Raw genomic sequence first — 23,245 nt, 5'->3', positions numbered from 1 at the left:
CCGGTTTTTCTGAATCACGATAGGAACTTAGCTTAGCTGTCGATAAGCTCTGGTTCCTAAGCCCCTAAATAAATAGCAAACTCTTTGTAGCGCCTTCGCTTCGCTTCTCTAATCGCTGAGTGATCTGGAAACGCCGTAAGCCGGACGAATCCGCGTTTTTTTCACGATCCCCGACGGTGCGAACAAAATGACGAATTCGGCATTTGCCGGCTCGCTCCTGAGCGGATTCTTGCGGTAAACCCAGACTTCGTAACTGCTGTCGAACCTGACCACGGTGCCCGGGCCCAGCGCTGCCATCACATCGTGCTGGCTGGATTGACCAATGACGACGGCCTCACTCGCGGCCTGCATCGACAGGCCGGGGTCGCGAAATGCAGAAGCCGCGCCTCCCGCGCCTGGAAAGCCGAAAGGGCCCGCGCAACCGGCAAGCCACAGGCACGATGCCAGCACAGCAGCCGCGACAATGCCAGTTCGGAAAGCAGGGGACGGCCGAATGACGGTGTTCATTCGCCCTCCATGTATTCAAATTCCACCAGCGTGTCGTCAGGCCAGCTGCGGTCACCCAGCGGCAGAACGTAGGTGCGGTCCACCAGCACCTCGCAATCGCAATAGGGCAGTTCGTCCTTCAGCTTCGGATCGTCGCTGGCGGCTGCGTAGAGCATGTCGATGGAGAGGATTTCGCGGCGCGGGCCGGCGACCAGCGTCACGCTGAACAGCGGCCGCTCGGCAAAGAACAGGTAGAGCGGCACCTGCCGGTCGCAATAGGCCGGCGTGTCCAGCAAGGCCTTCACCATCCGGCCGACGATGTTGCTGCGGTTCGAAATCAGGCCGGCCTCCATGCCCACCCGGCATTCCAGCCGAAGGTCTCCCAGGCGCCGGGTGCCCGGGGGCAGGCCGGGGGTTTTGATCTCGGTGCGCCAGGTCATGCTTTGCGCCCGCCGGTTGGGCGAGACCTGGGCATTTTCGTCGTAGGCTTTCTGGTTGCGCGCCAGCGTGAACGTCTGGTCCGGCGCAATCGGCACCGCAAAATCCACCGTGGAGCCGATGACTTCCATCTCGATGCGGTTCAAGTCGGTCTCAAGCCGGCGCGGCAGCAGCTTGAAGCGCAGCGATGCGTTGGGCGACAGCTGGCCGCGTTCCTGGTCGAACAGGTCCATTCCCTTGATCATTTTGCGATAGGATTTTTCGACCGGGTCGGGGTTCGCCTTGGCCGAGATCGTGACCGTTGGCAGATCCCCGCCGGTGTTGCCCTGCGCCGCTGCGTTCAGACAAGCGGATGCGACAACGCAGGTCCATGCCACCGGCTTCGCAAAGCGCGGGAAAAACAGGCAGTTTGCGAATACTTTGGCGGTCGGCATGGCATTTTTCGTGACACAAGAGGCCCATGGTAGGCCGCGCGATGCGACGGGACTGTAGGACGATGACAGCGTTCTTGACGTGGAGCGTTTCTGGCGTCCGCGCCGTGACTGTTCGGGCCGGTTTCCGCTTCATCCATCGGTCTTTACATTCCCCTTTACCTCCAGACATGTCAACTTTCATGCACTGGCGGCCGTTGAACAGGTTTGCCACTGCCTGGACCCCACAATGATTCGTTTCAGCCACTCCCATCGCCTTGTTGCGCTGGCCATTGCGTCGCTTTTCATGGCGGGGTCCAGCTTTGCCAAGGACCACGGCGACGATGGGCACGGCAAGGACAAACACAAGGACAAAGGCCACGGCAAGCATGCCGAGGTGTACCAGTCTCAGCCGCACCACGAGCAGCCGCACGCGGTGCAGCGCCAGCGGCAGCGGCCCGAAATCCGCCCGGGTTCCTATTTCAATGACCAGCAGCGCACCTATGCGCGCCAGTACTACAGCCAGAACTACGGACAAGGCAGGAATTGCCCGCCCGGCCTGGCCAAAAAGCACAACGGCTGCATGCCTCCGGGCCAGGCCAAAAAGTGGTCTGTCGGCCAGCCGGTGCCCCGGGGCGTGACGGTTTACTCGGTGGCGCAGCCGGTGCTTCGCCAGCTGCCTCCGGCGCCTTACGGCTACCGGTATGCGCGCATTGGCGGCGACATCGTGCTGGTGCAGCAGCAAAACAACCTGATCGTTGACATCATCGTGGGCTTGCTCGGCTGAACGGACAAGCCGTGAAAAACGGCCATTCGCAGCAGAAATCTTAACCCCGGACTGGCGACCGCGCCAGTTCCACCAACAAGAAAACCCCCATGAAATCATTCTTCAAGGCAACCCTGCTCACCCTGGCCATGGCGGCGGCTAGCCAAACCATGGCACAGGCCACGTTCTACCAGGACGACAACTACCAAGGCGCCACCTTCACTACCGACCGGCCCGTTGAAAACCTCAGGCAGTCCGGCTTCAACGGCAAGGCGGCATCGGTCATCGTTTCCGGCAAGCTGTGGGAAGTGTGTGACCGGCCACGCTTTGGCGGCCACTGCACCGTGCTGCGCCCGGGCCAGTACCCGTCGATTGCGGCGCTGGGGCTGGCGCAGCGCGTGGCGTCTGTCCGCGCCGTGGACCGCAATGAACGGATCGATGAAAGCCGTTACGCGCCGGTGGCTGCTGCCGTGCCATCAAACGCACAGGTGATTTTTTACGCGAATGAAAACTTCCAGGGCCAGTCGTTCACCGCGCAAAGCCAGGTTGACGATTTCACCCGCTACGGCTTCAACGACCGGGCATCGTCGGTCGTGGTGCTGGGCGACCAGTGGGAAGTGTGCGAAAACGTGCGGTTCAGCGGCCGTTGCGTGGTGCTGCGGCCTGGCCGCTATGCCTCGCTGGTGTCCATGGGCATGGAAGACCGGGTGTCGTCGATTCGCGGCGTGGCGGCCAATGCGCGGGTCGGCAACGACCGTTATGCGCCGCTGCCCGCCCCGGTGTACGACAACCGCCGCCGCAGCGAGGAGCGCCTGTACGACGTCGATGTCACGTCGGTGCGCGCCGTGCTGGCCGCGCCCGAAAAGCGCTGCTGGATGGAGCGTGAGCCCGTGGCGGCACAGCCGGGCGGCAACTACAACATCGGCGGCGCCCTGGCCGGCGCTGTGATCGGCGGCGTGCTCGGCCATCAGGTCGGCGGCGGAACCGGCAAGCAGATCGCGACGGTCGGCGGTGCCATGGCAGGCGCGGCAGCCGGTGCCAACATCGGCCGCATCACCGGATGGGGCCAGCAGGCGGCCGGTCAGGATGTGCAGAAATGCGAGACCGTGCCAAGCCAGGCCAAGACGGAGTTTTGGGACGTGACCTACACCTTCCGGGGCCAGGAGCACACCATTCAGACGACGTCGCAGCCGGGCAGGACCATCACGGTGAACGGCGAGGGCGAGCCCCGCGTCTGAACGCAAGCGCCGCATCGATTCCTGCTTTGGAATTGACGTGAAGGGCACGGGCCGGCTGGATTTTCAGCCGGCCTTTTTTGTTCGTGCACCCCTGGGGCGCGTCGGCATGCGCGCGCAATGCCGTTCTCCCTTCGCTTATTGACGCGACGCCAGGTACTCGCGCACGGCCGTGACGTGTTCGCCGATCTGGGTCACCGCTTCTGCCAGTTGGGACTCGGTGCAGTGGAACTCCTTGCTCCAGTACGCCAGTTCCTCCCGGTCAATGATGTCGATTCGACCGGGGTCCAGCGGTTTGAAAGGGGTTGAATGGTCGGGCATGTGGGACTCCTGTGGGTTGGTTACGCCCCAAAACGATACTCGCGTCGCTGCCGAGAGGCAATACCAACAAGCCCCCCGACCGCCGGCTCAGCCCCTGTCCGCCCGGCCTGGCCTGGCCTGGATTCGGCCGGAACTGGGGCTGGATAAGCCGACCTGCGTGCCCATGTCGAGGCAGCGCTGGTCATCGTTGACATACACCAGCGTCGCGCCCTGGCCAAAGCGCTGGGGCACGGTGCGATGGTATTCGTACCGTGTGTCCACCGGCGCCTCGCTGGACTGGTAGATCAGCTTGCCGGCAGGGTTGTACACGCTGTAGCAGCCTGCGTGGGCTGACATGGTCAGGCCAAAGGCCGCAACCATGGCAAGAAGGGTGAAAATGATTTTCAAGGTCAGGCTCCCGTCGTTGAGGTTGATCATAGGCAGTCCCCGGGCCGCGCTCTGTAGGACTTTCGATCATTGCGCGATCTTCGGCAGGCCTGACATCTCAACGACCCGGCGCCGGTTTTACATGCTGGACGCAGGCGTCAATTCAGCATGAAGTCGTTCCAAAGGCTGATCGCACCGTGCTGGCCGTGGCTGAATGCCCGAGCGACCTGGGCCTGTTTCCGCAACGCATCGAGAAAGCCGCCAGTGCGGCCTTGTCCTGGTTTTTAATGCGAAATGGATTAACTGCTATTGATTAAATAGCTGCTTGCGCCCGCCGATGTTGCGCAAAAGCCATTTTTGGCTCGAATTTCAGGTCATCGCGCCACGCGCATCCACCCGGATGATGCGTTCGACGGTGCCGCTTTTCAGCCCGCCGCTCACGCCGATCATCGCGTCATGCAGGTTCACCGTCGGGTCGCAATGGCCGGGAATCAGCCACAGCAGCTGGCCCAGGTCGGGCAGGCGGGTCTGGCCGCTAGAGGGGCGCAAGATGCCGTGTTCGTCGCCGCCGTTGAAGTAGTCCAGCCCGCCCTGGCCGTCGAAGGCATGCACCCGGGGCAGGCCGGCGTCGATGGCGTGGCTTTTGTGGCCGGCGTCGCACACCGCGTGGCCGGCGTGGCGGCTGATGACCTGCGTCTTGACGAACAGCGCATGCTCGAAGAAGGGCTGCACCGGGTCGCGCTGGTTCTGCGCATAGTCGGCATCCATGAAGATGAAGGAGCCAGCCTGCAGCTCGCCGTAAACACCGCTCGCGGCCTCCAGCGCGAAGCTGCCGGTTCCGGCGCCGGTCACTAGCGCGGGTGCCATGCCCTGGGCCTTGAGCAGCTGGCACGTCGTTTCGACCGACTTCATCGCTTCGGCGCAGGCCATGCGCCGCTCCTGCACGTTGCGAATGTGCTGGGCCTTGCCGTGGTAGGCCTGCAGTCCGGCAAAGCGCAGCGCCGGATGCTTGCGGATTTCCAGCGCCAGCATGACCGCATCCGGCCCGGGCTGGACGCCGCAGCGGCCCTGGCCGACGTCGATCTCGACAAACACGTCAATCACCGTCGCCGCACTGGGCATGCCGCTCTGCGCGCCGGTCCGGGCCTCGGTCATGGCCTGCGCCAGCCGGCTCACGCCTTCCAGGCTGTCCACGGCGATGGCGATTTGCCCGCCATGCGCGGCGACCGCCTGCGTCAGGGCCGCCACGCGCGCCAGCTTGGCCGGCGCAATCACCTGGTTGCTGATGTACACGTCATGCACGCCGCCGGCGACCATGATCTCGGCCTCGGCGGTTTTCTGCACGCACACGCCGACGGCACCGGCCTTGACCTGCATCTTGGCCAGCAGCACGCTTTTGTGCAGCTTGGCATGGGGACGCCAGCGGACCTGGTGCTTTCGGGCAAATTCGGCCATCCGGACCAGGTTGCGTTTCATGGCGTCCAGGTCGATGACCAGCGCCGGGGTGTCGATGTCGTGGGCCGGTTTGCCGATCAATCCGGACAGGTGCGCAGTGAGTTTGCTCATCAGGTGGCTGCGCCCATGGGAACCGGTCCGGCGGCGAACAGGCCGTCGTCCAGCGATTCGTCGTCCAGGTGCTGGGTGTCTGCCCAGCCGACCAGGCTGAAGCCCTGCGGCGTCCACAGCAGCCGGTTGATGGCCGCGTTGCCCAGCGTCCAGGTGCGCGGCGCCTGGATGTGCAGGCGCGTGGCCGCGCGGTAAAGCACATCCATCACGCCGCCATGGCCGACCACTGCGATGAGCTCGCCCGGATGCCTGGCGGCCAGCCGCTCGACGGCTTCGACCACCCGGCGGTTCAGGTCCACCAGCGACTCGCCGCCCGCGGGGGCGAATTCCGGGTCGCGCTTGCGCCAGCGCTGCGACTGGTCGGGCAGCAGGGCTTCGATCTCGGCAAAGGTCTTGCCTTCGAAGTCGCCAAAGCCACGCTCGCGCAGGCCGGTTTCAGCGTTGACCGCCAGCCCGTGCACGCGCCCCAGGTACTGGGCCGTCTCCCAGGCGCGCACCAGGTCGCTGGCATACACCGCCGTGATCGGCTCATGCCTGAGCGCCCGCGCCATGCGGGCCGCCTGCGCGCGGCCTGTGTCGTTCAGGGGAATGTCAAGGCTGCCCTGAATGCGGGTGTCCACGTTCCAGGTGGTTTCGCCGTGGCGAATGGCAATGATGCGGGTCGGTTCAATCATGGGGTGAGGGTACGTTCACAAAACATGCCAAGGTAAAAAGAGTGCAGTGCGCAAAGCGTGGGCGCTCCAACCCAGCCAGGGCCGCGGAACCGGCTTTGCCGGGCCGCAGGCGCAGCGGCCCCCTCGGGGGGCAGCGAACCACACGAAGTGGGGAGCGTGGGGCCACATTCACCGGGGTATCTGGATGTTGATGCGGCGCGGCCCCGGCGGCGGTTGCGGAAAGCCCTGCAGCGCCGCGTCCAGCATGGCCGCCAACACCGCAGGTGTCTCGTTTTGAACGCCGTCATTGGTAACGCGGGTTTCAAACACAATCTGGCTGCTGCCCAAGTCGCGCACCAGCAGCGTCAGGTCGCGGTGGAAGTAGGGGCTGGGCGTCGAATAACCCAGCGGAAACGACATGCCGAAGGCCGCGCCCCGGTTGCCGCCGCCCAGAAAAACGCCGGGCATGCCGAAGCCGAAGCCGTCATAACCGGGGCCATAGGGCAGGGCTTCGATCACCTGGGTGCTGACCCGCACCTGCACGCCAAAGCGCGCCGCCGCCGGGTTCAGTTCCATGCCGACCCGGGCCAGTGCACTGCGCGCCGCTTCCTCGACGCGGTCCTGGTAGGCGGCGGTCACCTGCTGCGACGGCAATCGCTCGAAGCGGTAGGGCGTGCCGGGTCCGGGCGGCGCCGCATTCCAGCCATGGAACGCGGTGACGTTGTTTTCAACCAGTTGCAGTCCGGAACAGCCGGCCATGAACAATCCCAGCCATGCGACTGAAAAAATAGCTGCAAGCACTCGTTTCATAAGGCCTCCTGTGGGGATGGATGCAAAAAACCGTTCAGTTTGATGTTGGCGGGCGGATGCCGATCACGGCGTGGCCCGGGGGCGCAGCCTGCATGAACTCCTCGGCGTCAAACGCCTTGTCGCCTTCAGGGTCGGCAGTGCCGGTGGTCCTGATGCCCTTGAAGTCGTGGCGCTTGTTGTCCATCAGGTGCGACGGCACGATGTTCTGCAGCGCCGAGAACATGTTCTCGATGCGGCCGGGATACTGTTTTTGCCAGTCGCGCAGCATATTGCCGACCTGCTTGCGCTGCAGGTTTTCCTGGCTGCCGCACAGCGTGCAGGGAATGATGGGGAAATTCTGCACTTCGGCCCAGCGCGTCAGGTCTTTTTCGGTCACGTAGGCCATTGGCCGTATGACGATGTTCTTGCCGTCGTCGCTGACCAGCTTAGGCGGCATGCCCTTGAGCTTGGCGGCAAAGAACATGTTCAGAAAGAAGGTTTGCAGCATGTCGTCGCGGTGATGGCCCAGCGCGACCTTGGTGCAGCCCAGCTCGCCCGCCACACGGTACAAGATGCCGCGCCGCAGCCGCGAGCACAGCGAGCACAGCGTCTTGCCCTCGGGAATCACGCGCGTGACGATGCTGTAGGTGTCCTGGTTCTCGATGTGGTACGGCACACCGAGCTTGGCCAGGTACTCGGGCAGGATGTGCTCGGGAAAGCCCGGCTGTTTCTGGTCGAGGTTGACGGCAATCAGCTCGAAGTTGATCGGCGCGCGCTTTTGCAGCTTGAGCAAAATGTCGAGCATGGCGTAGCTGTCTTTCCCGCCCGAGACGCAGACCATCACCTTGTCGCCTTCCTCGATCATGTTGAAGTCCACGATGGCCCGCCCGACCTCGCGGCACAGGCGCTTTTCCAGCTTGTGGTCCTCGCGCTCGATCTTCATCAAGTTCTGCACGCGGGCCGAGGTTTCGAGTTGTTCGTCTATCCAGAGTGCGCTCATGCCGTTCACCACTGTCCTGTCTCGACGCGAATGGCCACTTCGCAATCGTCAAAAATTTCAAGTTTGGCAATCTTCACCCGCGCGCCTAAAACGCCGGGCAGTTGCATCAGCCGGTGCGCGAGCTTGCCGATCAGGCTTTCCAGCAGGTTGACATGCTCGGCGGTGCATTCGGTGATGATGATTTGGCGCACCTTGCGGTAGTCGAGCACATGCGTGATGTCGTCGTCATGCGGTAGCAGCGGCTGCGTGCCCAGGTTGAGCTCGGCATCGACCTGGATCGGCTGCGGCGCGTTTTTTTCGTGGGCCAAAATGCCCAGGTTGGCGTCAAAGCGCAAGCCGGTGAGGTGCAGGATCTGGGTGCCCCGGGTGATGAACATGTTGACAGTCTGTAATAAGTAAGGAAAGAGGTCTGTCAGCCATTGCCGACGCTTGGGAACGGGACAAGGCTCACATCAGCGAAAAATCGCGTTCGAAGCGCATCAGGTGCTGGCCGCCATCGACCAGCAGCGTGGTCCCGGTGATCGACGCATTCTCCAGCGCGAACTTCACCGCGCTGGCCACATCGGCCGGCGTGGACGAGCGGCCCAGCGGCGAGAGCTTGTGGCGCGCGGCAAACGCATCGTCGCTCAAAAGATGGCTGGTCAGCGTCAGGCCGGGCGCGACGCCAACCACCCGCACCTGCGGCGCCAGCGCCATCGCCAGCATCGTGCCGGCCGCTTCCAGCGCAGCCTTGGACAGCGTATAGCTGAAGAAATCGGGGTTCTGGTTCCAGAGCTTCTGATCGAGCAGGTTGACGACCGCGCCCGTGGTGCCCTGCGCGACAGCATGCGCATGCAGCGCCTGCGCCAGCAAAATGGGCGCGCCGGTGTTGCTGTGCAGGTGCTTGTCCAGCGCGGCAAAACCAAAGGTCTCGGCACTGTCGTGCTCGAAAGTCGAGGCGCTGTTGACCACCGCATCGACGCGGCCAAAATGCCGGACGACGCGGGGCAGCAGGCCGCGCACGGCCGCTTCATCCGACAAATCAGCATCAAAAGCGGCTGATCCGCACGTCAGGCCGGCACAGTCAGCTACGGTTTTAAGAGCGTCTGCTTCGGAGTTGCGGTAATGCACGGCCACCTGCCAGCCAGCGTGGGCCAGGACCAGCGCAATTTCGCGGCCCAGCCGCAAGGCAGCGCCGGTCACTAGGACAACGGGTCGGGACGAATCAAGGGTCATCGGGTGGAGCAGCAGGTCGGGAGGCGGCGGGATGGCCAGGGGAATCGCAGACAATCAGGCTTGGTGACAAACATGACGAATGCCTCTATTTTAACGACCACCCTGCAGGCCCTGATTGCCAAGGCGATTGACGAGGCCGGCGGCTGGCTGGGCTTTGATGCCTTCATGGCGCTGGCGCTCTACCAGCCGGGCCTGGGCTACTACGCCAATGATTCGCTGAAATTCGGACGGATGCCTGCCGGAACCCGCGCGATCGATGGCGCGCCGGGCGGCGGCAGCGATTTCGTGACCGCGCCCGAGCTGTCGCCGCATTTCGGCCGCACGCTGGCACGACAGGTGACGCAGGCGCTGCAAGCCACGGGCACGAACGAAGTCTGGGAGTTCGGCGCCGGCTCCGGCGCACTGGCGCAGCAGGTGCTGGAAGCGCTGGGCGACCAGGTGGTGCGCTATACGATTGTCGATCTCTCTAGCGCCTTGCGCGAACGCCAGCGCGAACGGCTGGCCGCCCACGCCGGCAAGGTCGCCTGGGCCAGCGAATTGCCGGCGCAGATGCGCGGCGTGGTGCTGGGCAACGAGGTGCTCGACGCCATGCCGGTCAAGCTGCTGGCGCGCCTGGGCGGCGTGTGGCACGAGCGCGGCGTTGCGCTCCACGAAGGGCGCTGCACCTACGCCGACACGCCGACCGACCTGCGCCCGCCGCTGGACATCGCCGGGCGTCACGACTACGTCACTGAAATCCACCCGCAGGGTGAAGGTTTTGTTCGCACGCTGGCCGACCGGCTGCAGGCGGGCGCGATTTTTCTGCTCGACTACGGCTTTCCGGAGCACGAGTATTACCACCCGCAGCGCAGCATGGGCACGGTGATGTGCCACCGCGCCCATCTTTCCGACAGCGACGCGCTGGCCGATGTCGGAGAAAAAGACATCACCGCCCATGTCAACTTCACCGGCATCGCGCTGGCCGGTCAGGATGCGGGGCTGGAGGTGCTCGGCTACACCAGCCAGGGGCGGTTTTTGCTGAACTGCGGGCTGCTCGACGGGCTCGACAGCGGCATCGACGCCGCCAGCCTGGCCGACCGGATCATGGCGCAAAAGCTGGTCAATGAGCATGAAATGGGCGAGTTGTTCAAGGTGATCGCGTTTGGCGCCAAAGGCCGCCCGGTGTGGGCGCCGCTGGGATTTTCGGCGGGCGACCGCCTGCATACCTTGTAGGGGTTTGTATTTTTTGATTTTCTGAAGTGAAGAAACTGGCTTGCGGATATTGAATGCAATGCTAATTTTTTGACACTAAAAGATCAAATTTTGTTAGATTGCTGAAATATTAAGCTGTTTTGTTCCTGAAAGAACATTTTTTTGTATTGCTCAATCAACTTATTACTGAATTTTTGTTCATTTTGAAGTTGATATCTAAATTTGTTCTTTTCAGGTCATTTTTGGCTGAGTTGCTTGTTATTTAAGAAATAATGACCCCTTAAGGTCAAAAAATGCTATTTACACCTTCCAATCTCCTAATGCTTGCCCACCACCTGACGGTCGAGCGCAAGCGTCAAGGCCTATCGCGTGCGCAGGCGGCAGCCGTCTGCAATGTAAGCCCTTCTTTTATCCGAGATGCCGAAACCGAGCCAGCCCGTTGTTCACTGGGGCGGTTACTGCAGTACATGACGGGTCTAGGCTTGTCTGTGGAAGTTGCAGGCTGGAGTCATTCGGCTAGTGATGACAGTGAAGAGCAAGGCCACCCATGATCCGTCTGCGGGTATGGGCCAATGCGCAGCCCATGGGCTGGTTTGGCCATGCGGCGGGCGATTTCTTTTTTGAATACGACCCGCAATGGCTGGTGCAGCCGGGTGCCTATGCTTTGGCGCCGCAGTTTGCCTTGACGGGACTGCCTATACGCGGTGCTTTGGTTCGTAGCTTTTTTCAGAACCTGCTTCCTGAAGGCGAGGTGCTGGACGATGTTCTGGCTGCTTTGCATCTACGTGACGCCTCGACGTTGGATGTATTGGGCCGTCTGGGCAAAGAATTGCCTGGCGTGCTGTCATTGTTGCATCCAGATGTGGTGCCGCTTATGCAGCAGGGCTACCGCATTTTGCCGTTTGCCGAATTGAGTCAACGGCTGGCCGGTCGCGCCGCAGTACCGCTGCTGGTCTCGAATGCGCAGGCCGGTATGTCGCTGGCCGGAGCGCAGGATAAGGTGGGTCTGCGGCTAATTCCCAAGCCCATGCAACTTTACGACAGCGTAGGCGCATCGCCTACCACGCACATCCTGAAGCCCGACACGCGCCAGCCACGCTACCAGCCCAGCGCCATCAATGAATACGCCTGCATGAAGCTGGCCAAGGCGCTGAAACTGCCGGTGCCTAAGGTATGGATGCTGCGCGTGCCGGAGGCGGCTTATGTGGTGGAGCGCTATGACCGGGTGTTGACAGCGGGCAACATTGTCGGCTTGCACCAGTTTGACGGCTGTCAGTTGCTGGGCCACGGTCCGGGCTGGAAGTATGAGCGCTCCGGCGGGCTGGCGAGCTTGCCTAAACTGGTTGAAGCCTTGCGGGCGCTGCGGGTGCGCGGCAGCGACTTGCTGCAGTTCCAGCGCTGGGTGATGTTCAACTACCTGATTGGCAATGCCGATGCGCACGCCAAGAACCTGTCGCTGCTGGTCGATGAAAAAGGCTACCGGCTGGCGCCGTTTTACGATTTGCTGTGCGTTCGCGCCTATGGCGATGAAGGGCTGGCACTTTTCATCGGCGATGAAGAAACGTTTGACGCCGTGGGTGCGCATTCATGGGAGGCGTTTTGTGCCGATTGCGGTTTTGGCTTTCTGCCTACGCTGGCCGAATTCAGGCGCATGGCGCTGGCGCTGCTGCCCGCATGGCACAAAGTTCAGGATAGTGTGGAAAAGGAAAAGGGCGTGACCGAGGCCGAACGCGCCATGCTGGCGCGAATGTCCGCTATTTTCGAGCGGCATGTGGATCATGCGCTGTCCATGACAGCGCTGCCTGTCGGCGTCTAAACTCCAGCCCATGATCCGCTGGTTCATCGTCATTTTTCTTGCCCTGATGCTCATCAGCTGGTTTTCGCCGCTGCTGCAAAAACTCGGCTTCGGCAAGCTGCCGGGCGACCTGCGCTTTCGCCTGTTTGGCCGCGAATGGTTTATTCCGGTCACCACCACGATCTTGCTGAGCTTTGTCGCCAGCCTGGTCAGCCAGCTGATCTGACCTGACATCCAGGACACGCCCGCCATGAACGCTGCGTCACTTTTTCCGGCCATGCGGCCCGAACTTCGCCTGACTGACGGGGCGGCGCCGGTGGCCTGCGTCGATATTGGCGGCACCAAGGTGGCCGTCAACATCGTCGATCACCGGGGCGCCCTGGGCCGGCTGGTCGAGCCGACCGCCAAGCAGGGCGCGCCCGATGCGCTGGCCCGGCAGGTGCTGCGCATGATAGGCGCCAGCTGCCAGGCCGCCAGCATCAAGGCGCGTGACATCGCCGCCGTCGGGGTGGCCTCCTGCGGCCCGTTCGTGCTGAACCAGGGCGCGGTCGAGCTGGCGTCGCCGAATATCTGCGGCGGCTTGGCAGGCAGCGGGCGCGGCCTGCCCAACGACTGGACCACCGCCGTGCTGGAAGCGCCGCTGCGCGAGGCGTTTGCCCGGGTGCGGGTGGAAAACGACGGCATTGCCGCGCTGCAGGCCGAGCGCCGCTGGGGCGCATTGCAGGGCCTGGACCACTGCGCCTACGTGACCTGGAGCACCGGCGTCGGCGTCGGCCTGTGCATTGATGGCCGGGTGCTGCGCGGCAAGAACGGCAATGCCGGACATGCTGGCCACATGTTCGTCAGCGACAACCTGGACGCCCTGTGCGGCTGCGGCAATATGGGCGATGTCGAGGCGCTGGTGGCCGGAAACGCGCTGCCCCGCCGTTTCCCGGTTTATCCCGAAGCTGCTAGTTTTTTGATAGCTGCTCGCGCAGGTGATACGGGCGCTATAGCAATTATCGATGATATATGCCGGATCATGGGGCGAATGCTTTACAACCTGATCGTGACGCTGGACCTGCAGCGCATCAGCCTGGGCGGCAGCGTCTTCTGGCACCACCGTGATTATTTGCTGCCACGCCTGCAGGCGCACATCAAGGGCAGGCTGCCCGCGCTGACCGATGGCTGCACGCTGGTGCCGGCCGGCTTGGGCGAGCGGGTCGGCGACTTTGCCGCGCTGGCGCTGGTGGCCTGAAGCGGCCCGGCAGCGCTTCAGTCGGGCTCGCAGGCCGCCAGCGCATCCAGGTAGGTTTTTCGCCACCAGTGCACGTCCTGACTGCGCACGCGCTCCAGCAGTTGCTGGTGGCGCCGCTGGCGCTCGACCAGCGGCATCTGCAGCGCCAGCTGGATGCTTTCGGCCGTACCGTGCACGTCATACGGATTGACCAAAATGGCTTCCTTGAGCTGCTCGGCCGCACCAGCAAAGCGCGACAGCACCAGCACGCCGGGGTCGGCCGGGTCCTGCGCGACGATGAATTCCTTGGCCACCAGGTTCATGCCGTCGCGCAGCGGCGTGACCAGCGCCACGTCGGCCACCCGGTACAGCCCCGGCAGGCGCTTGCGGGCGACGTTGCGGTGGATGTAACGCACCGGCATCCAGTCGAGTTCGCCATAGTCGCCGTTGATGGCGCCGCACAGGCTTTCCAGCTCCTGGCGCAGGCCGGCATAGCTGTCGAGCGCTTCGCGGCTGGGCGAGGCGATCTGGATCAGGGTGGCGCTGTTGACGTTTTCAGGGTAATTTTTCAGCAGCTCGCGAAAGGCCTTGAGGCGCTGCGGCAGTCCCTTGGAGTAGTCGAGCCGCTCCACGCCCAGCAGCAGGCGGCGGCGCGAGTATTCCTCCTTCATGCGCTCGTACATGTCGCTCGCTTCCTTGGCGTGAGTCAGGGCGGCGAACTCGTCCACGTCGATGCCGATCGGAAAGGCCTGGGCCTGCACCTTGCGTCCGAAGGCGCGGAACTGGTGCTGGTCGAGCGTCTCGGCGCCGACCTCGTGACCGACATAGCCCGAAAAGTGCTCCACATCGGCTTGGCTCTGAAAACCCACCAGGTCATAGGCAAACATCGAACGGATGAGCCATTCATGCTGCGGCACGGCGGCCAGAATCAAGGGCGGCGGCAGCGGAATGTGCAGGAAAAAGCCGATGCGGTTCTTGCAGCCCAGGGCGCGCAGCTCGGCCGCCATCGGGATCAGGTGGTAGTCGTGGACCCAGATGATGTCATCAAGCTTGAGCAGCGGCTTCAAGCTGCGCGCCAGCAGCTTGTTCACGCGCCGGTAGCCGCCGATGTAGCCGGCATCAAAGTCGGCCAGGTCGAGCCGGTAGTGGAAAACCGGCCAGAGCACGCCGTTGCTGTAGCCGAGGTAGTAGCTGTCGTGGTCCTCGCGGCACAGGTCCACGGTGGTCAGGGTCACGTTGCCGGAATGATGGGTATGGACCTCGCCCTCGCCCGGGGTGCCGTTTTCGACCACCGTGCCGCTCCAGCCAAACCACAGGCCGCCATTGGCCGACAGCGCATCGCCCAGCGCCACTGCCAAGCCGCCCGCCGCCACTGATTTGCGCGGGTCGGCGACGCGGTTGGAAACGACGACCAAACGGCTCATTGGGCTTCTCCTGTGCAGGTGTTGCGGAGCTGTGCGAACGCAAAGGCCCGGGGAAAGCCCCCATCCCAGCCTTCCCCCAAAGGGGGAAGGAGCCGGACAAACGCGGCGAAAACGCGCCCGGATCCGTCTTGAACCAAGTACCGGCCGCGGAACCGGCTTTGCCGGGCCGCAGGCGGGGCGGCCCCCTCGGGGCTGAAGGCTGCGGCTCCAAGCCCGCCTGCGCGGGCTTGGACAGCCTGAAGATGCGACGCCTCTGGCGGCGTGGCGCCCTGCAAGGGCAGCGCAGCACAGGAAGTGGCAAGCGTGGGGGCCATATTCATACTTGGGAATCCCAAGGCGCCGACAGCCGCACCGCGGCATTGATGATGCCGACCATCGAATAGGTCTGCGGGAAGTTGCCCCACATCTCGCCGGTGACCGGATGCGTGTCCTCGGACAGCAGGCCCAGGTGGTTGCGGGCGGCCAGCATGGTCTCGAAAATCGCCCGGGCCTCGTCCTTGCGGCCGATGCGCGCCAGGGCGTCGATGCGCCAGAAGGTGCAGATGTTGAAGGCGGTTTCGGGCTTGCCGAAGTCGTCGGGCGCCTCGTAGCGGCGCATGTAGGGGCCGTCGCACAGATACTTTTCCAGCGCGTCCACCGTGGCCACGAAGCGCGGGTCTTTCGGGTCGATGAAGCCGACCTCGATCATCAGCAGCACGCTGGCGTCCAGGTCGCGTCCGCCGAAGCTTTCGGCAAAGGCGCGCCGCTCCTCGCTCCAGGACTCGCGCAGGATGCGCTCGCGCATGATCTGCGCATGGCCGTTCCAGTACACGGCGCGGTCGGGCTGCTTGAGCGTGACGGCGATCTTGCCCAGCCGGTCGCAGGCGGCCCAGCACATCAGCGCCGACGAGGTATGCACCCGGGCGCGGGTGCGCAGCTCCCACATGCCGGCGTCGGGCTGGTCGTAGCAGCGCACCGCCTGCTCGCCGACCGCTTCAAGGCGGATGAATTCGGCCGCGCCTGCCTGGTGCAGCAGCCGGTGGTCGTGAAACGCCTGGGCCGCGCCCAGCACCACGTTGCCGTACACATCGTGCTGGAAATGCTCTTGCGCCTGGTTGCCCACGCGCACCGGCCCCATGCCCCGGTAGCCGCCCAGGTGGCCGTACACCGCCTCGGGCAGGTCCAGTTCCATGCCGATGCCGAACAAGGGCTGGATGTGCCCGCCGTCTGCCTGCACCACAACATTGCCCAGCCAGCGCAGGTAGTCCTCCATGGTGCCGACCTCGGACAGGCTGTTGAGCGCCCGCACCACGAAGAAGGCGTCGCGCAGCCAGCAAAAGCGGTAGTCCCAGGTGCGGCCGCTGTTCGGCGCCTCGGGAATGCTGGTGGTCATGGCCGCAACGATCGCGCCGGTGTCCTCGAACAGCGACAGCTTGAGTGTGATGGCCGCGCGGATCACTGCTTCCTGCCATTCCAGCGGAATGTGCAGCCGCTGGCTCCACTTGCGCCAGTAAGACTGCGTTTCCTGCTCAAACAGTCGCGCCGTGTCGGCAATGCCCTCGGCCAGCGACTCGTCGGAGCCGAGCAAAAAGTTGTGCTCGCGCGTCAGCACGAAAGGCCGCTTGGCCAGCAGGTGCGACAGCGGCGCGTCGGTGTTCAGGCGCAGCGTCAGCGCATCGCCGACGTAGCGCAGGTGGTTGCTGCCCTGGGTGACGACCGGCCGCGAGCGGCCCCAGTCGAACAGCACGTCGAGCAGCACGCGGATGCGCGGCGCGCCGTGGATCGGGCGCACCCGGCGGACCAGCATCATGGGCTTGAAAAAACGCGAGCGGCTGTAAAAGCGCGGCGCGAAGTCGGTGATTTCGACCGCCTGGCCGCTCTTGTCGAACAGCTGGGTGCGCAGCACGGCGGTGTTCGGGTCGTACCACTGCCTGGAGTGCGAAAAGTTCTCGATCTCGATGGCGAAGGCGCTGGCCTGGTCGGTGTCGTCCAGCAGGGCGTTGAACACCGGGTCGCCGTCAAAGCGCGGCAGGCAGCACCAGACGATGCGCCCGCGCGCATCGACCAGCGCGCTGAAGGCGCAGTTGCCGATGACGCCCAGCGACAGCGATGGCGGCGAGGGCGGTGCGAACTGCGGGACGGCGGCCTGGGCGCTCATGCCGCAAACCCCGGTCGGATGGCGGGCAAGCCGGTGCCGGGCAGGGATGTCACGGCCGATTGCAGCCACGCGGCCAGCTGCGACACGCTGGCGCAGCGGTGCCGTGCCAGCGTCGGCCCCGGGCCGACCTTGATGGCGTGGCCGCCGATGCGCTGCACGGCCTCGAAACCGGCTTCGTCGGTCACGTCGTCGCCGGCAAACACCGGGACACGGCCGGAAAACGGCGTTTCGGTCATGAAAAACGCGATGGCCGTGCCCTTGCTGAAGCCCTCGGGTTTCAGGTCAATGACGCATTTGCCCTGCATCAGCTCGATGCCCTGGCTGCGTTCCAGCGCTTCGCGCATCACCTGAAGGCAAAACTCTTCGAGTTCGGGCGCCTGCCGGTAGTGCAGGCTCAGCGCCAGGTTCTTGCGTTCAAGCTTCAGCGCCGGATGGCGGGCGACCAGGCCCTCGGCCGCCTGCAGCACCGTCCCCAGGTCCGCCGGGGGCGCGCTGACCATCAGGCCGTCGGCCGTGCGGCGCTGCGCGCCATGTTCTGCGGCCACCGGCAGCAGCAGCGGCGCCAAAAAACCGTCCAGGTCAAGCAGGCGCCGGCCCGAAACCAGCGCCAGCGCGCCGTTGAGCCGGCGGTGCAGTTCGGCCAGCGTGCCGGCCAGGCCCTGGGGGACTTCCACCAGTTCGGGCTGTGCGGCCAGCGCCACCAGCGTGCCGTCGAAGTCAAGGAAAAGCGCCGTCTCGGGCGTGATGCGGGGAAGGTTTTCAGCTTGCGTGGACATCCGAAAACCATAGCAGATAGCCTGCTGCGTGCCTGTAGGCGAATGCGCATTCCGGGAGGTCATTGCTCCTTGCCGCCCCCCGGAATGGCAAGTGTCGGGCCGGGAAGGCGGCCCGGCGGCGCATCAAGGCAGGTCTTTGTAAGGCTCGGGCGTGGCCGCATCGCGCGGCCCGACCTTGCCCAGCCGGCTTTTGAGCGACTGCGGCTGCCCGGTCAGGATGGCCGCGTAACTGGTGGTGTTGGACAAGACCTTTTTCACATAGTCGCGGGTTTCGGCAAACGGAATGCTCTCGGCCCAGATGGCTGCATCGAGCAGCGGGCCGTTGCGCCAGGTGCGCGGCCGGCCCGGTCCGGCGTTGTAGGCGGCGGCGGCCATCGGCATCGAGCCGTTCAGGTCGTCCAGCGCGAGCTTGAGGTAGGCCGTGCCGATGGTGATGTTGGTGTCCCGGTCGTTGATCTGGTCGGGCGTGAAGCCGCTCAATCCAATCTTGTTGGCGGTCCAGCGCGCCGTGGCGGGCATGACCTGCATCAGCCCGGAAGCGCCGACGCCCGAGCGGGCGTCCATGATGAAGCGGCTTTCCTGGCGGATCAGGCCATAGACATACGCCGGGTCCAGGCTGATGGCCCGGCTGCGGCTGACGACCGTCTCGCGAAACGGCATCGGAAAGCGCTGCTCGAAGTCGGCCACGCTGGTGGTGCGCTCGCTGGTGTTGATGCAGCGGTCCCAGATCTGCCGGTCGCAGGCCAGCTGGGCGGCGGCCAGCAGTTCGCGCTCGTTCATGCCGCCCTTCTTGTGCAGGTTGGTGGCGTAGTTCCATTCGCGCACGCCTTCGGAGCGCAGCCCGGTCTGGATGGCGTAGGCTGCCCGCATCAGGCTGGGGTTGAGCCGGGCCGCTTCCTTTTCCTGCGCGGTCAGCGCTTCGGGCTTGGGCGGAACGCTGATCTTCTGGCCCAGTTCCTCCAGCGCCAGCTGCTCGTAAAAGCCGCGCACCGAGGCAATCGACTGCAGCAGCGCCAGCGCCTCGGCGCGCTGCGGCGCGATGGCGGTGGTGGGCGCCGGGCCTTGCGCCGTGATGGCGGCGCTGGCGATGTCGGGCGGCGACGTGGCCAGCAGCGCGCGCGCCTTCCAGTAGGTCCAGGTCGGGTCCTTGCGGCCCTCTTCGCTCATGGCATTGATCGCCTGGAGCACCAGCTGCCAGCTCGGCAGCGTGCCGGCGCGCAGGGCGGCGCGCGCCTTCCAGGCCAGCATGTCATCGGTCAAGTCGGTGTCCTTGGTCACGCGGGCGTAATACGCCAGCGCGTCGCCGGCCGGCTGCGTGCCCATGCGGCTGGCGGTCTGCTTGCCGATCAGGCCCCAGAGCCAGTTGCGCTCCTCGGCGGTGAGCTGCAGCGACCATTTGCCCTCTAACTGGAAGGCGGCGCCTTCGGCATCGCTGACCGCCAGCTTGACCAGCGCCAGCGTGATGATTTCCTTGCGCACCGTGCGCACCGCCAGGTATTTGCCGGCCAGGAACTTGATCGGGCTGGCGTTCAGTTCGGTGACCATGCCCAGTGCTTCGGGCGCGACGATGGCCACGGCATTGCTGGCGGCGCGCGGCCGGTTGGCCTCCATCGCCAGTCTGGCCTTTTGCCAGACGTCGAGCGGCGTGAGGTTCTGGCTGCCCACCAGCCGCTCGGCGGCGGCGGTGCAGCCGTCGTCGGCGCCCGGCTGGGCGTACCAGTTCTTGCGCACCTCGTCGGACAGCCGGGCATCGAGCGTCGGATTCTTCAAATGCTCGACCAGCAGGGCGTAGCATCGCACCTCGCGGTCGTCGTTCATGCGGTAGTTCGGGTATTCGGCGGCAAAGGCGCTCCAGTCGCGGCGCTGGCCAAGCAGCAGCAGCCAGTCGTTGCGCAGCCGGTCTTCCTGGTAGCTGCCCGCATGGCGCGCCAGGAAATCCTGCACTTCCTGCGGGCTGGCTTCGCCGAGCCGGGCCTTGAGTTCCCAGTAGGCCGCCCAGGGCTCTAACGCATGGCCGCGCGCCTGCGGCAGCAGTTGCGCCAGCCGGCCCTTGTTGCTGCTGCGAAAGACTTTGCTCATCTCCGTGATGAGGCTGTCGCCCTCGGCATTGGCACCCGGCGTCCAGGCGGTGGAAGGACTTTGCGCCATCGCTGGCGCGGCCAGCACGGCTGACAATGCCGCGCTGCATAGAATTTTGTATAGCATTGGAGGATTATGGACAAATTAAGCACACGAAAAGCACTGGTGCAATCGCGCCTCGACATGCCCGACCGGCTGGCCCGGGCCGACCTGCTGCAGCGGGTGATGCGCATCTGGCTGGTTGGCTCGCCCCACGAGGTGATAGGCGCCTACTGGCCGATCAAGGGCGAGTTTGACCCGCTGCCGGCGCTGTACCGCTGGCAGGAGGATGCCGTGCTGAGCCCGGAATTTCAGGAAAATACGCCTTCTGCGCAAGAGGGACGGGCGCAGCTAGCTACAGAAAGCATAGCGGGCAGGTCGCCGCGCAAGATTGGCCTGCCGGTGGTCAACAAGCTGCACAAGACGCTGACCTTTCATGCCTGGTACCCCGGCTGCCCGATGGAGGAAGACGCCTACGGCATTCCCAAGCCCAAGGACACCGAAATCATCGTTCCCACGCTGCTGTTCGTGCCCTGCGTCGGCTACGGGCCGGGCGGCTACCGGCTGGGTTACGGCGGCGGTTTTTACGACCGCACGCTGGCCACGCTGTCGCCGCGCCCGGTCACGGTCGGCCTGGGGTTCAGCCACGGCTGGCTGCCCGACCTGTTGCCCGAGCCGCATGACATCGCGCTCGATGTGCTGCTCAATGACCAGGGCGTGGCCTGGCCGGTATAGGCCCCGGCTGAGGCGGGTTCAGGCGTGTCGTTTGACGCTGCTCAAGTCGGCTGCTTGCCTTGATTCCTAAAATAATCTTTTCTGCCTGCCGCCTTGCCGTCCCAGTGTTGTGTCATAAGGTCCTTGAACCATGCCCAAACCTACGATCCCTTCCGCTGCTCCATCCCCCAAGCCCCAGGCCGGCGGCAAGACCGTTCGCCGCCGCCGCGCACCGGCACAGCTTGCCGATCCTGACGCGGTGCGCCTGGCGTCCAGCGGCGACCGGGCGCCTTCGACCCAGGCGCGTGCGCTGGAGAAGTTTGTCGCGGCCGAAGCTACCGAGGCAGCCCAGGCCCAGCAGTTGCAGGCCGCGCTGTCGCTGCTCGACGGCGACGCACCGGGCGCACCTGGCGACCGCGCGCAGGCCTTGCGGGCGCTGCTCGAAGGCGCTTCGCTTGACGACCGCCGCGCCCTGTCGGAGGCGCTGACAGGCCGCCAGCCGCGCGAGGCCAGCATCGAGAGTCCCGACGAAGAGCTGGCGGCAGGCTGGCGCGACGGCGCCTATCCGTATAAAAACCTGCTGCGGCGCAGCATCTATGAAAAGGAAAAATTTCGCCTGCAGGTCGAGCTGCTCAAGCTGCAGGCCTGGGTCAAGGAAACCGGCCAGCGCGTGGTGATTTTGTTCGAGGGGCGCGACGCCGCCGGCAAGGGCGGCGCCATCAAGCGCTTCATGGAGCACCTGAACCCGCGCGGCGCGCGCGTGGTGGCGCTGGAAAAGCCCTCCGACAACGAGCGCGGCCAGTGGTATTTCCAGCGCTATGTGCAGCACCTGCCCACGCGCGGCGAGATCGTGCTGTTCGACCGCTCCTGGTACAACCGCGCCGGCGTCGAGCGCGTCATGGGCTTTTGCAGCGACGCCGAATACCTTGAATTCATGCGCCAGGCGCCCGAGTTCGAGCGCCACCTGGTGCGCAGCGGCGTGCACGTCATCAAGTTCTGGTTCAGCGTCAGCCGCAAGGAGCAGCGCCGCCGTTTCAAGGAGCGCGAGGGCCATCCGCTCAAGCAGTGGAAGCTCAGCCCCATCGACCTGGCCTCGCTCGACAAATGGGACGACTACACGCGCGGCAAGGAAGCCATGTTCTTCGAGACCGACACCGCCGACGCGCCCTGGACCGTCATCAAGAGCGATTGCAAAAAGCGCGCGCGCCTGAACGCCATGCGCTACGTGCTGCACAAATTGCCCTACGACAATAAAGACCCTGAGCACATCGGCAAGCTCGACCCGCTGATCGTGGGCCGCGCGCATGTGGTGTACGAGCGCGGCGAAAAGCATGGCGCGCTGATGTAGCGCCTGCTTATCTGCTTGCCTGTCTGCCGCGCCCGGCCGGGCGGTCCTCAAATAAAGCGGGTTCAGCTTGCCGCGCTGGCTGCCGTGGTCGTTTCAGGGTGCGGTGTTTCCCCGATGGCCTCGCGCGTGCGCGCCGCCTGCGCTTTGAGCCAGTCGCAAAACGCCGCTACTTCCGGCCGCGCCGTGTTGCGCGGCCCGACGATCAGCCAGTAGGCCAGCGGCGAGTCCAGTCGCGACTGCGGAAAAGGCTCGACCAGGTCGCCTGACGCCAGGCTTTCGGCGACCAGCGGCGTGCGCACCAGGGCCACGCCCTGGCCGGTCAGCGCGGCCTGCGCGATCTGATGGGCATAGTTGAAATACAGCCAGCGCTTGGGCTCCAGCCGAGTGAGCTGCTGCGCATCAAACCAGCGCCGCCAGGTCAGCAGCGCCATGTGCTGGGTGCGGTGCGAGTCGCTGGCCTCGACCAGGGAAAACCGCGCCAGGTCCTCGGCCTTTTGCAGGGGCGGCCCACTCTTGAGCAGCCAAGGGCTGAGCACCGGCGTAAGCTGCTCGCCGAACAGCCGCTGCGCCTGCGCCGGCACACGGGCCGCCACGCTGTAGCGCAGCGCCAGGTCCACGTCGGTGGTGTCCAGGTCCACCGGGGTGTCGGTCGCGTCGATGCGGATGTCGATGTCGGGGTGCGCCTGCTGAAAGGCTTCGAGCCGGGGAATCAGCCACATTGAGGCAAACGACGCCCAGGTGCTGATGGCCACGCTTTTGCGGCCGGCGCTTTGCCGGATCATGCGCACCGTGCCATCAATACGCTCCAGCGAAGGCAGCACGGCGCGCAGCAGCTGCGCGCCCGCGCCGGTCAGCTCGACCGCCCGCGTGTGGCGCAGAAACAGGCTGACGCCCACGTCGTCCTCCAGGCTCTGTATTTGCCGGCTGACGGCCGACTGGGTCAGCGACAGTTCTTCGGAGGCGGCGCGGAAGTTGAGGTGGCGGGCCACCGCCTCGAAGGCGCGCAGCTGGCCGGCGGCAATCGGACGGGAGCGCTGGTGGCTGGGTGAAGGCGACATGAAGGGGCGCCCGACAGGGCCAGTGATTGATGCAGTTATGGAATGAATAGCGTAGCGCGATTTCATTGGACCGGGAAGGCTTGCCGCGAGACCATTCCTGCCTGGCTTTCCCGATGTCAGAAATTTTTGGAGAACACCATGACCTGCCTAGTGTCGCGTCATGAGCTATGTGACGTGGACAATGGGGGATGGAACATTACAAAGTCACCTTGTCAGAGCAAGA

The 23,245-nt window shown here is 64.6% G+C and carries 24 protein-coding genes; 9 read left to right on the top strand and 15 right to left on the bottom strand.

Going from position 1 to position 23,245, the window contains the following annotated elements; genetic code table 11:
• Positions 1–108 precede the first annotated feature (108 nt).
• Together ACP7AD_RS17575 and ACP7AD_RS17570 are read right to left on the bottom strand one after the other, a co-directional pair.
• Complete coding sequence (locus ACP7AD_RS17575; RefSeq protein ID WP_426149024.1) at positions 109–507, bottom strand: hypothetical protein; 399 nt, start codon at positions 505–507, stop codon at positions 109–111.
• The gene (locus ACP7AD_RS17570) at positions 504–1,358 is read right to left on the bottom strand and encodes a hypothetical protein (protein ID WP_426149025.1); all 855 of its coding nucleotides are present in this window, start codon (positions 1,356–1,358) and stop codon (positions 504–506) included. The genes ACP7AD_RS17575 and ACP7AD_RS17570 overlap by 4 nt, the downstream gene beginning before the upstream one ends.
• A 226-nt stretch (positions 1,359–1,584) precedes the next feature.
• On the opposite strand from ACP7AD_RS17570, the gene ACP7AD_RS17565 reads away from it, so the two are divergent.
• Positions 1,585–2,121 carry an RcnB family protein gene (locus ACP7AD_RS17565; RefSeq protein WP_426149026.1) on the top strand — a complete coding sequence of 179 codons (537 nt, stop codon included), beginning with the start codon at positions 1,585–1,587 and terminating at the stop codon, positions 2,119–2,121.
• A gap of 89 nt (positions 2,122–2,210) precedes the next feature.
• Positions 2,211–3,338 (top strand): beta/gamma crystallin-related protein, encoded by a 1,128-nt coding sequence (locus ACP7AD_RS17560; protein WP_426149027.1) that lies wholly within the window; start codon positions 2,211–2,213, stop codon positions 3,336–3,338.
• A gap of 135 nt (positions 3,339–3,473) precedes the next feature.
• Here the strand turns inward: ACP7AD_RS17560 and ACP7AD_RS17555 are convergent, their stop codons facing one another.
• From ACP7AD_RS17555 to ACP7AD_RS17520, 8 genes are all read right to left on the bottom strand, one after another.
• A complete protein-coding gene (locus ACP7AD_RS17555; RefSeq protein WP_426149028.1) occupies positions 3,474–3,656 on the bottom strand; it encodes a DUF3606 domain-containing protein in 183 nt (60 codons plus the stop codon).
• Between the two features lie 87 nt (positions 3,657–3,743).
• Positions 3,744–4,043, bottom strand: a complete 300-nt coding sequence (locus ACP7AD_RS17550) for a hypothetical protein (RefSeq protein ID WP_426149029.1) — start codon at positions 4,041–4,043, stop codon at positions 3,744–3,746.
• A gap of 348 nt (positions 4,044–4,391) precedes the next feature.
• Positions 4,392–5,588, bottom strand: a complete 1,197-nt coding sequence (locus ACP7AD_RS17545; protein WP_426149030.1) for a DSD1 family PLP-dependent enzyme — start codon at positions 5,586–5,588, stop codon at positions 4,392–4,394.
• Positions 5,588–6,262, bottom strand: a complete 675-nt coding sequence (locus ACP7AD_RS17540) for a histidine phosphatase family protein (RefSeq protein WP_426149031.1) — start codon at positions 6,260–6,262, stop codon at positions 5,588–5,590. Before ACP7AD_RS17540 ends, ACP7AD_RS17545 begins: the two co-directional genes overlap by 1 nt.
• Positions 6,263–6,430: 168 nt before the next feature.
• Positions 6,431–7,051 (bottom strand): DUF4136 domain-containing protein, encoded by a 621-nt coding sequence (locus tag ACP7AD_RS17535; RefSeq protein ID WP_426149032.1) that lies wholly within the window; start codon positions 7,049–7,051, stop codon positions 6,431–6,433.
• 34 nt (positions 7,052–7,085) lie between these two features.
• Entirely contained in the window at positions 7,086–8,030 is a 945-nt protein-coding gene (gene ttcA / locus ACP7AD_RS17530) for a tRNA 2-thiocytidine(32) synthetase TtcA (protein ID WP_426149033.1), read from the bottom strand.
• A 5-nt stretch (positions 8,031–8,035) separates the two neighbouring features.
• On the bottom strand, positions 8,036–8,407 hold the full coding sequence (locus ACP7AD_RS17525) for a dihydroneopterin aldolase (protein WP_426149034.1): 372 nt from the start codon (positions 8,405–8,407) through the stop codon (positions 8,036–8,038).
• A gap of 70 nt (positions 8,408–8,477) precedes the next feature.
• Complete coding sequence (locus tag ACP7AD_RS17520; RefSeq protein WP_426149044.1) at positions 8,478–9,245, bottom strand: SDR family oxidoreductase; 768 nt, start codon at positions 9,243–9,245, stop codon at positions 8,478–8,480.
• Between the two features lie 72 nt (positions 9,246–9,317).
• Between ACP7AD_RS17520 and ACP7AD_RS17515 the strand changes: the two genes are divergently transcribed.
• The 5 genes from ACP7AD_RS17515 (at position 9,318) to ACP7AD_RS17495 (ending at position 13,468) form a co-directional block, all read left to right on the top strand.
• Positions 9,318–10,457 (top strand): class I SAM-dependent methyltransferase, encoded by a 1,140-nt coding sequence (locus tag ACP7AD_RS17515; RefSeq protein ID WP_426149035.1) that lies wholly within the window; start codon positions 9,318–9,320, stop codon positions 10,455–10,457.
• Between the two features lie 272 nt (positions 10,458–10,729).
• The gene (locus ACP7AD_RS17510; RefSeq protein ID WP_426166360.1) at positions 10,730–10,987 is read left to right on the top strand and encodes a helix-turn-helix domain-containing protein; all 258 of its coding nucleotides are present in this window, start codon (positions 10,730–10,732) and stop codon (positions 10,985–10,987) included.
• Complete coding sequence (locus ACP7AD_RS17505; protein ID WP_426149036.1) at positions 10,984–12,252, top strand: HipA domain-containing protein; 1,269 nt, start codon at positions 10,984–10,986, stop codon at positions 12,250–12,252. Before ACP7AD_RS17510 ends, ACP7AD_RS17505 begins: the two co-directional genes overlap by 4 nt.
• Positions 12,253–12,262: 10 nt before the next feature.
• The gene (locus ACP7AD_RS17500) at positions 12,263–12,457 is read left to right on the top strand and encodes a DUF2905 domain-containing protein (RefSeq protein WP_036806265.1); all 195 of its coding nucleotides are present in this window, start codon (positions 12,263–12,265) and stop codon (positions 12,455–12,457) included.
• A 51-nt stretch (positions 12,458–12,508) separates the two neighbouring features.
• Positions 12,509–13,468, top strand: coding sequence for an ROK family protein (locus tag ACP7AD_RS17495; protein ID WP_426149046.1), 960 nt, complete (start codon positions 12,509–12,511; stop codon positions 13,466–13,468).
• A 17-nt stretch (positions 13,469–13,485) separates the two neighbouring features.
• Here the strand turns inward: ACP7AD_RS17495 and otsA are convergent, their stop codons facing one another.
• The 4 genes from otsA to ACP7AD_RS17475 all read right to left on the bottom strand — a co-directional run bounded on the left by otsA (position 13,486) and on the right by ACP7AD_RS17475 (position 19,989).
• Positions 13,486–14,871, bottom strand: coding sequence for an alpha,alpha-trehalose-phosphate synthase (UDP-forming) (gene otsA / locus ACP7AD_RS17490; RefSeq protein WP_426149037.1), 1,386 nt, complete (start codon positions 14,869–14,871; stop codon positions 13,486–13,488).
• Between the two features lie 316 nt (positions 14,872–15,187).
• Positions 15,188–17,008, bottom strand: a complete 1,821-nt coding sequence (locus ACP7AD_RS17485) for a glycoside hydrolase family 15 protein (protein ID WP_426149038.1) — start codon at positions 17,006–17,008, stop codon at positions 15,188–15,190.
• Positions 17,005–17,784 carry a trehalose-phosphatase gene (gene otsB, locus ACP7AD_RS17480; protein ID WP_426149039.1) on the bottom strand — a complete coding sequence of 260 codons (780 nt, stop codon included), beginning with the start codon at positions 17,782–17,784 and terminating at the stop codon, positions 17,005–17,007. Before otsB ends, ACP7AD_RS17485 begins: the two co-directional genes overlap by 4 nt.
• A gap of 123 nt (positions 17,785–17,907) precedes the next feature.
• Positions 17,908–19,989: a transglycosylase SLT domain-containing protein gene (locus ACP7AD_RS17475; RefSeq protein ID WP_426149040.1), complete on the bottom strand. Its 2,082-nt coding sequence runs from the start codon at positions 19,987–19,989 to the stop codon at positions 17,908–17,910.
• A 9-nt stretch (positions 19,990–19,998) separates the two neighbouring features.
• Between ACP7AD_RS17475 and ACP7AD_RS17470 the strand changes: the two genes are divergently transcribed.
• Together ACP7AD_RS17470 and ppk2 are read left to right on the top strand one after the other, a co-directional pair.
• Entirely contained in the window at positions 19,999–20,637 is a 639-nt protein-coding gene (locus ACP7AD_RS17470) for a 5-formyltetrahydrofolate cyclo-ligase (RefSeq protein ID WP_426149041.1), read from the top strand.
• Positions 20,638–20,767: 130 nt separating this feature from the next.
• Positions 20,768–21,964 carry a polyphosphate kinase 2 gene (gene ppk2, locus ACP7AD_RS17465; protein WP_426149042.1) on the top strand — a complete coding sequence of 399 codons (1,197 nt, stop codon included), beginning with the start codon at positions 20,768–20,770 and terminating at the stop codon, positions 21,962–21,964.
• Between the two features lie 62 nt (positions 21,965–22,026).
• Here ppk2 and ACP7AD_RS17460 read toward each other — a convergent pair whose 3' ends face one another.
• Positions 22,027–23,022: a LysR substrate-binding domain-containing protein gene (locus ACP7AD_RS17460; RefSeq protein ID WP_426149043.1), complete on the bottom strand. Its 996-nt coding sequence runs from the start codon at positions 23,020–23,022 to the stop codon at positions 22,027–22,029.
• Between the last annotated feature and the right edge of the window lie 223 nt (positions 23,023–23,245).

This window comes from Polaromonas sp. DSP2-3-2b2 (genome assembly GCF_049895905.1).
Lineage (GTDB): Bacteria > Pseudomonadota > Gammaproteobacteria > Burkholderiales > Burkholderiaceae_C > Polaromonas.
Note: the sequence above shows the minus strand (reverse complement) of the source record. Positions and strands in the feature narration are given on the sequence as shown.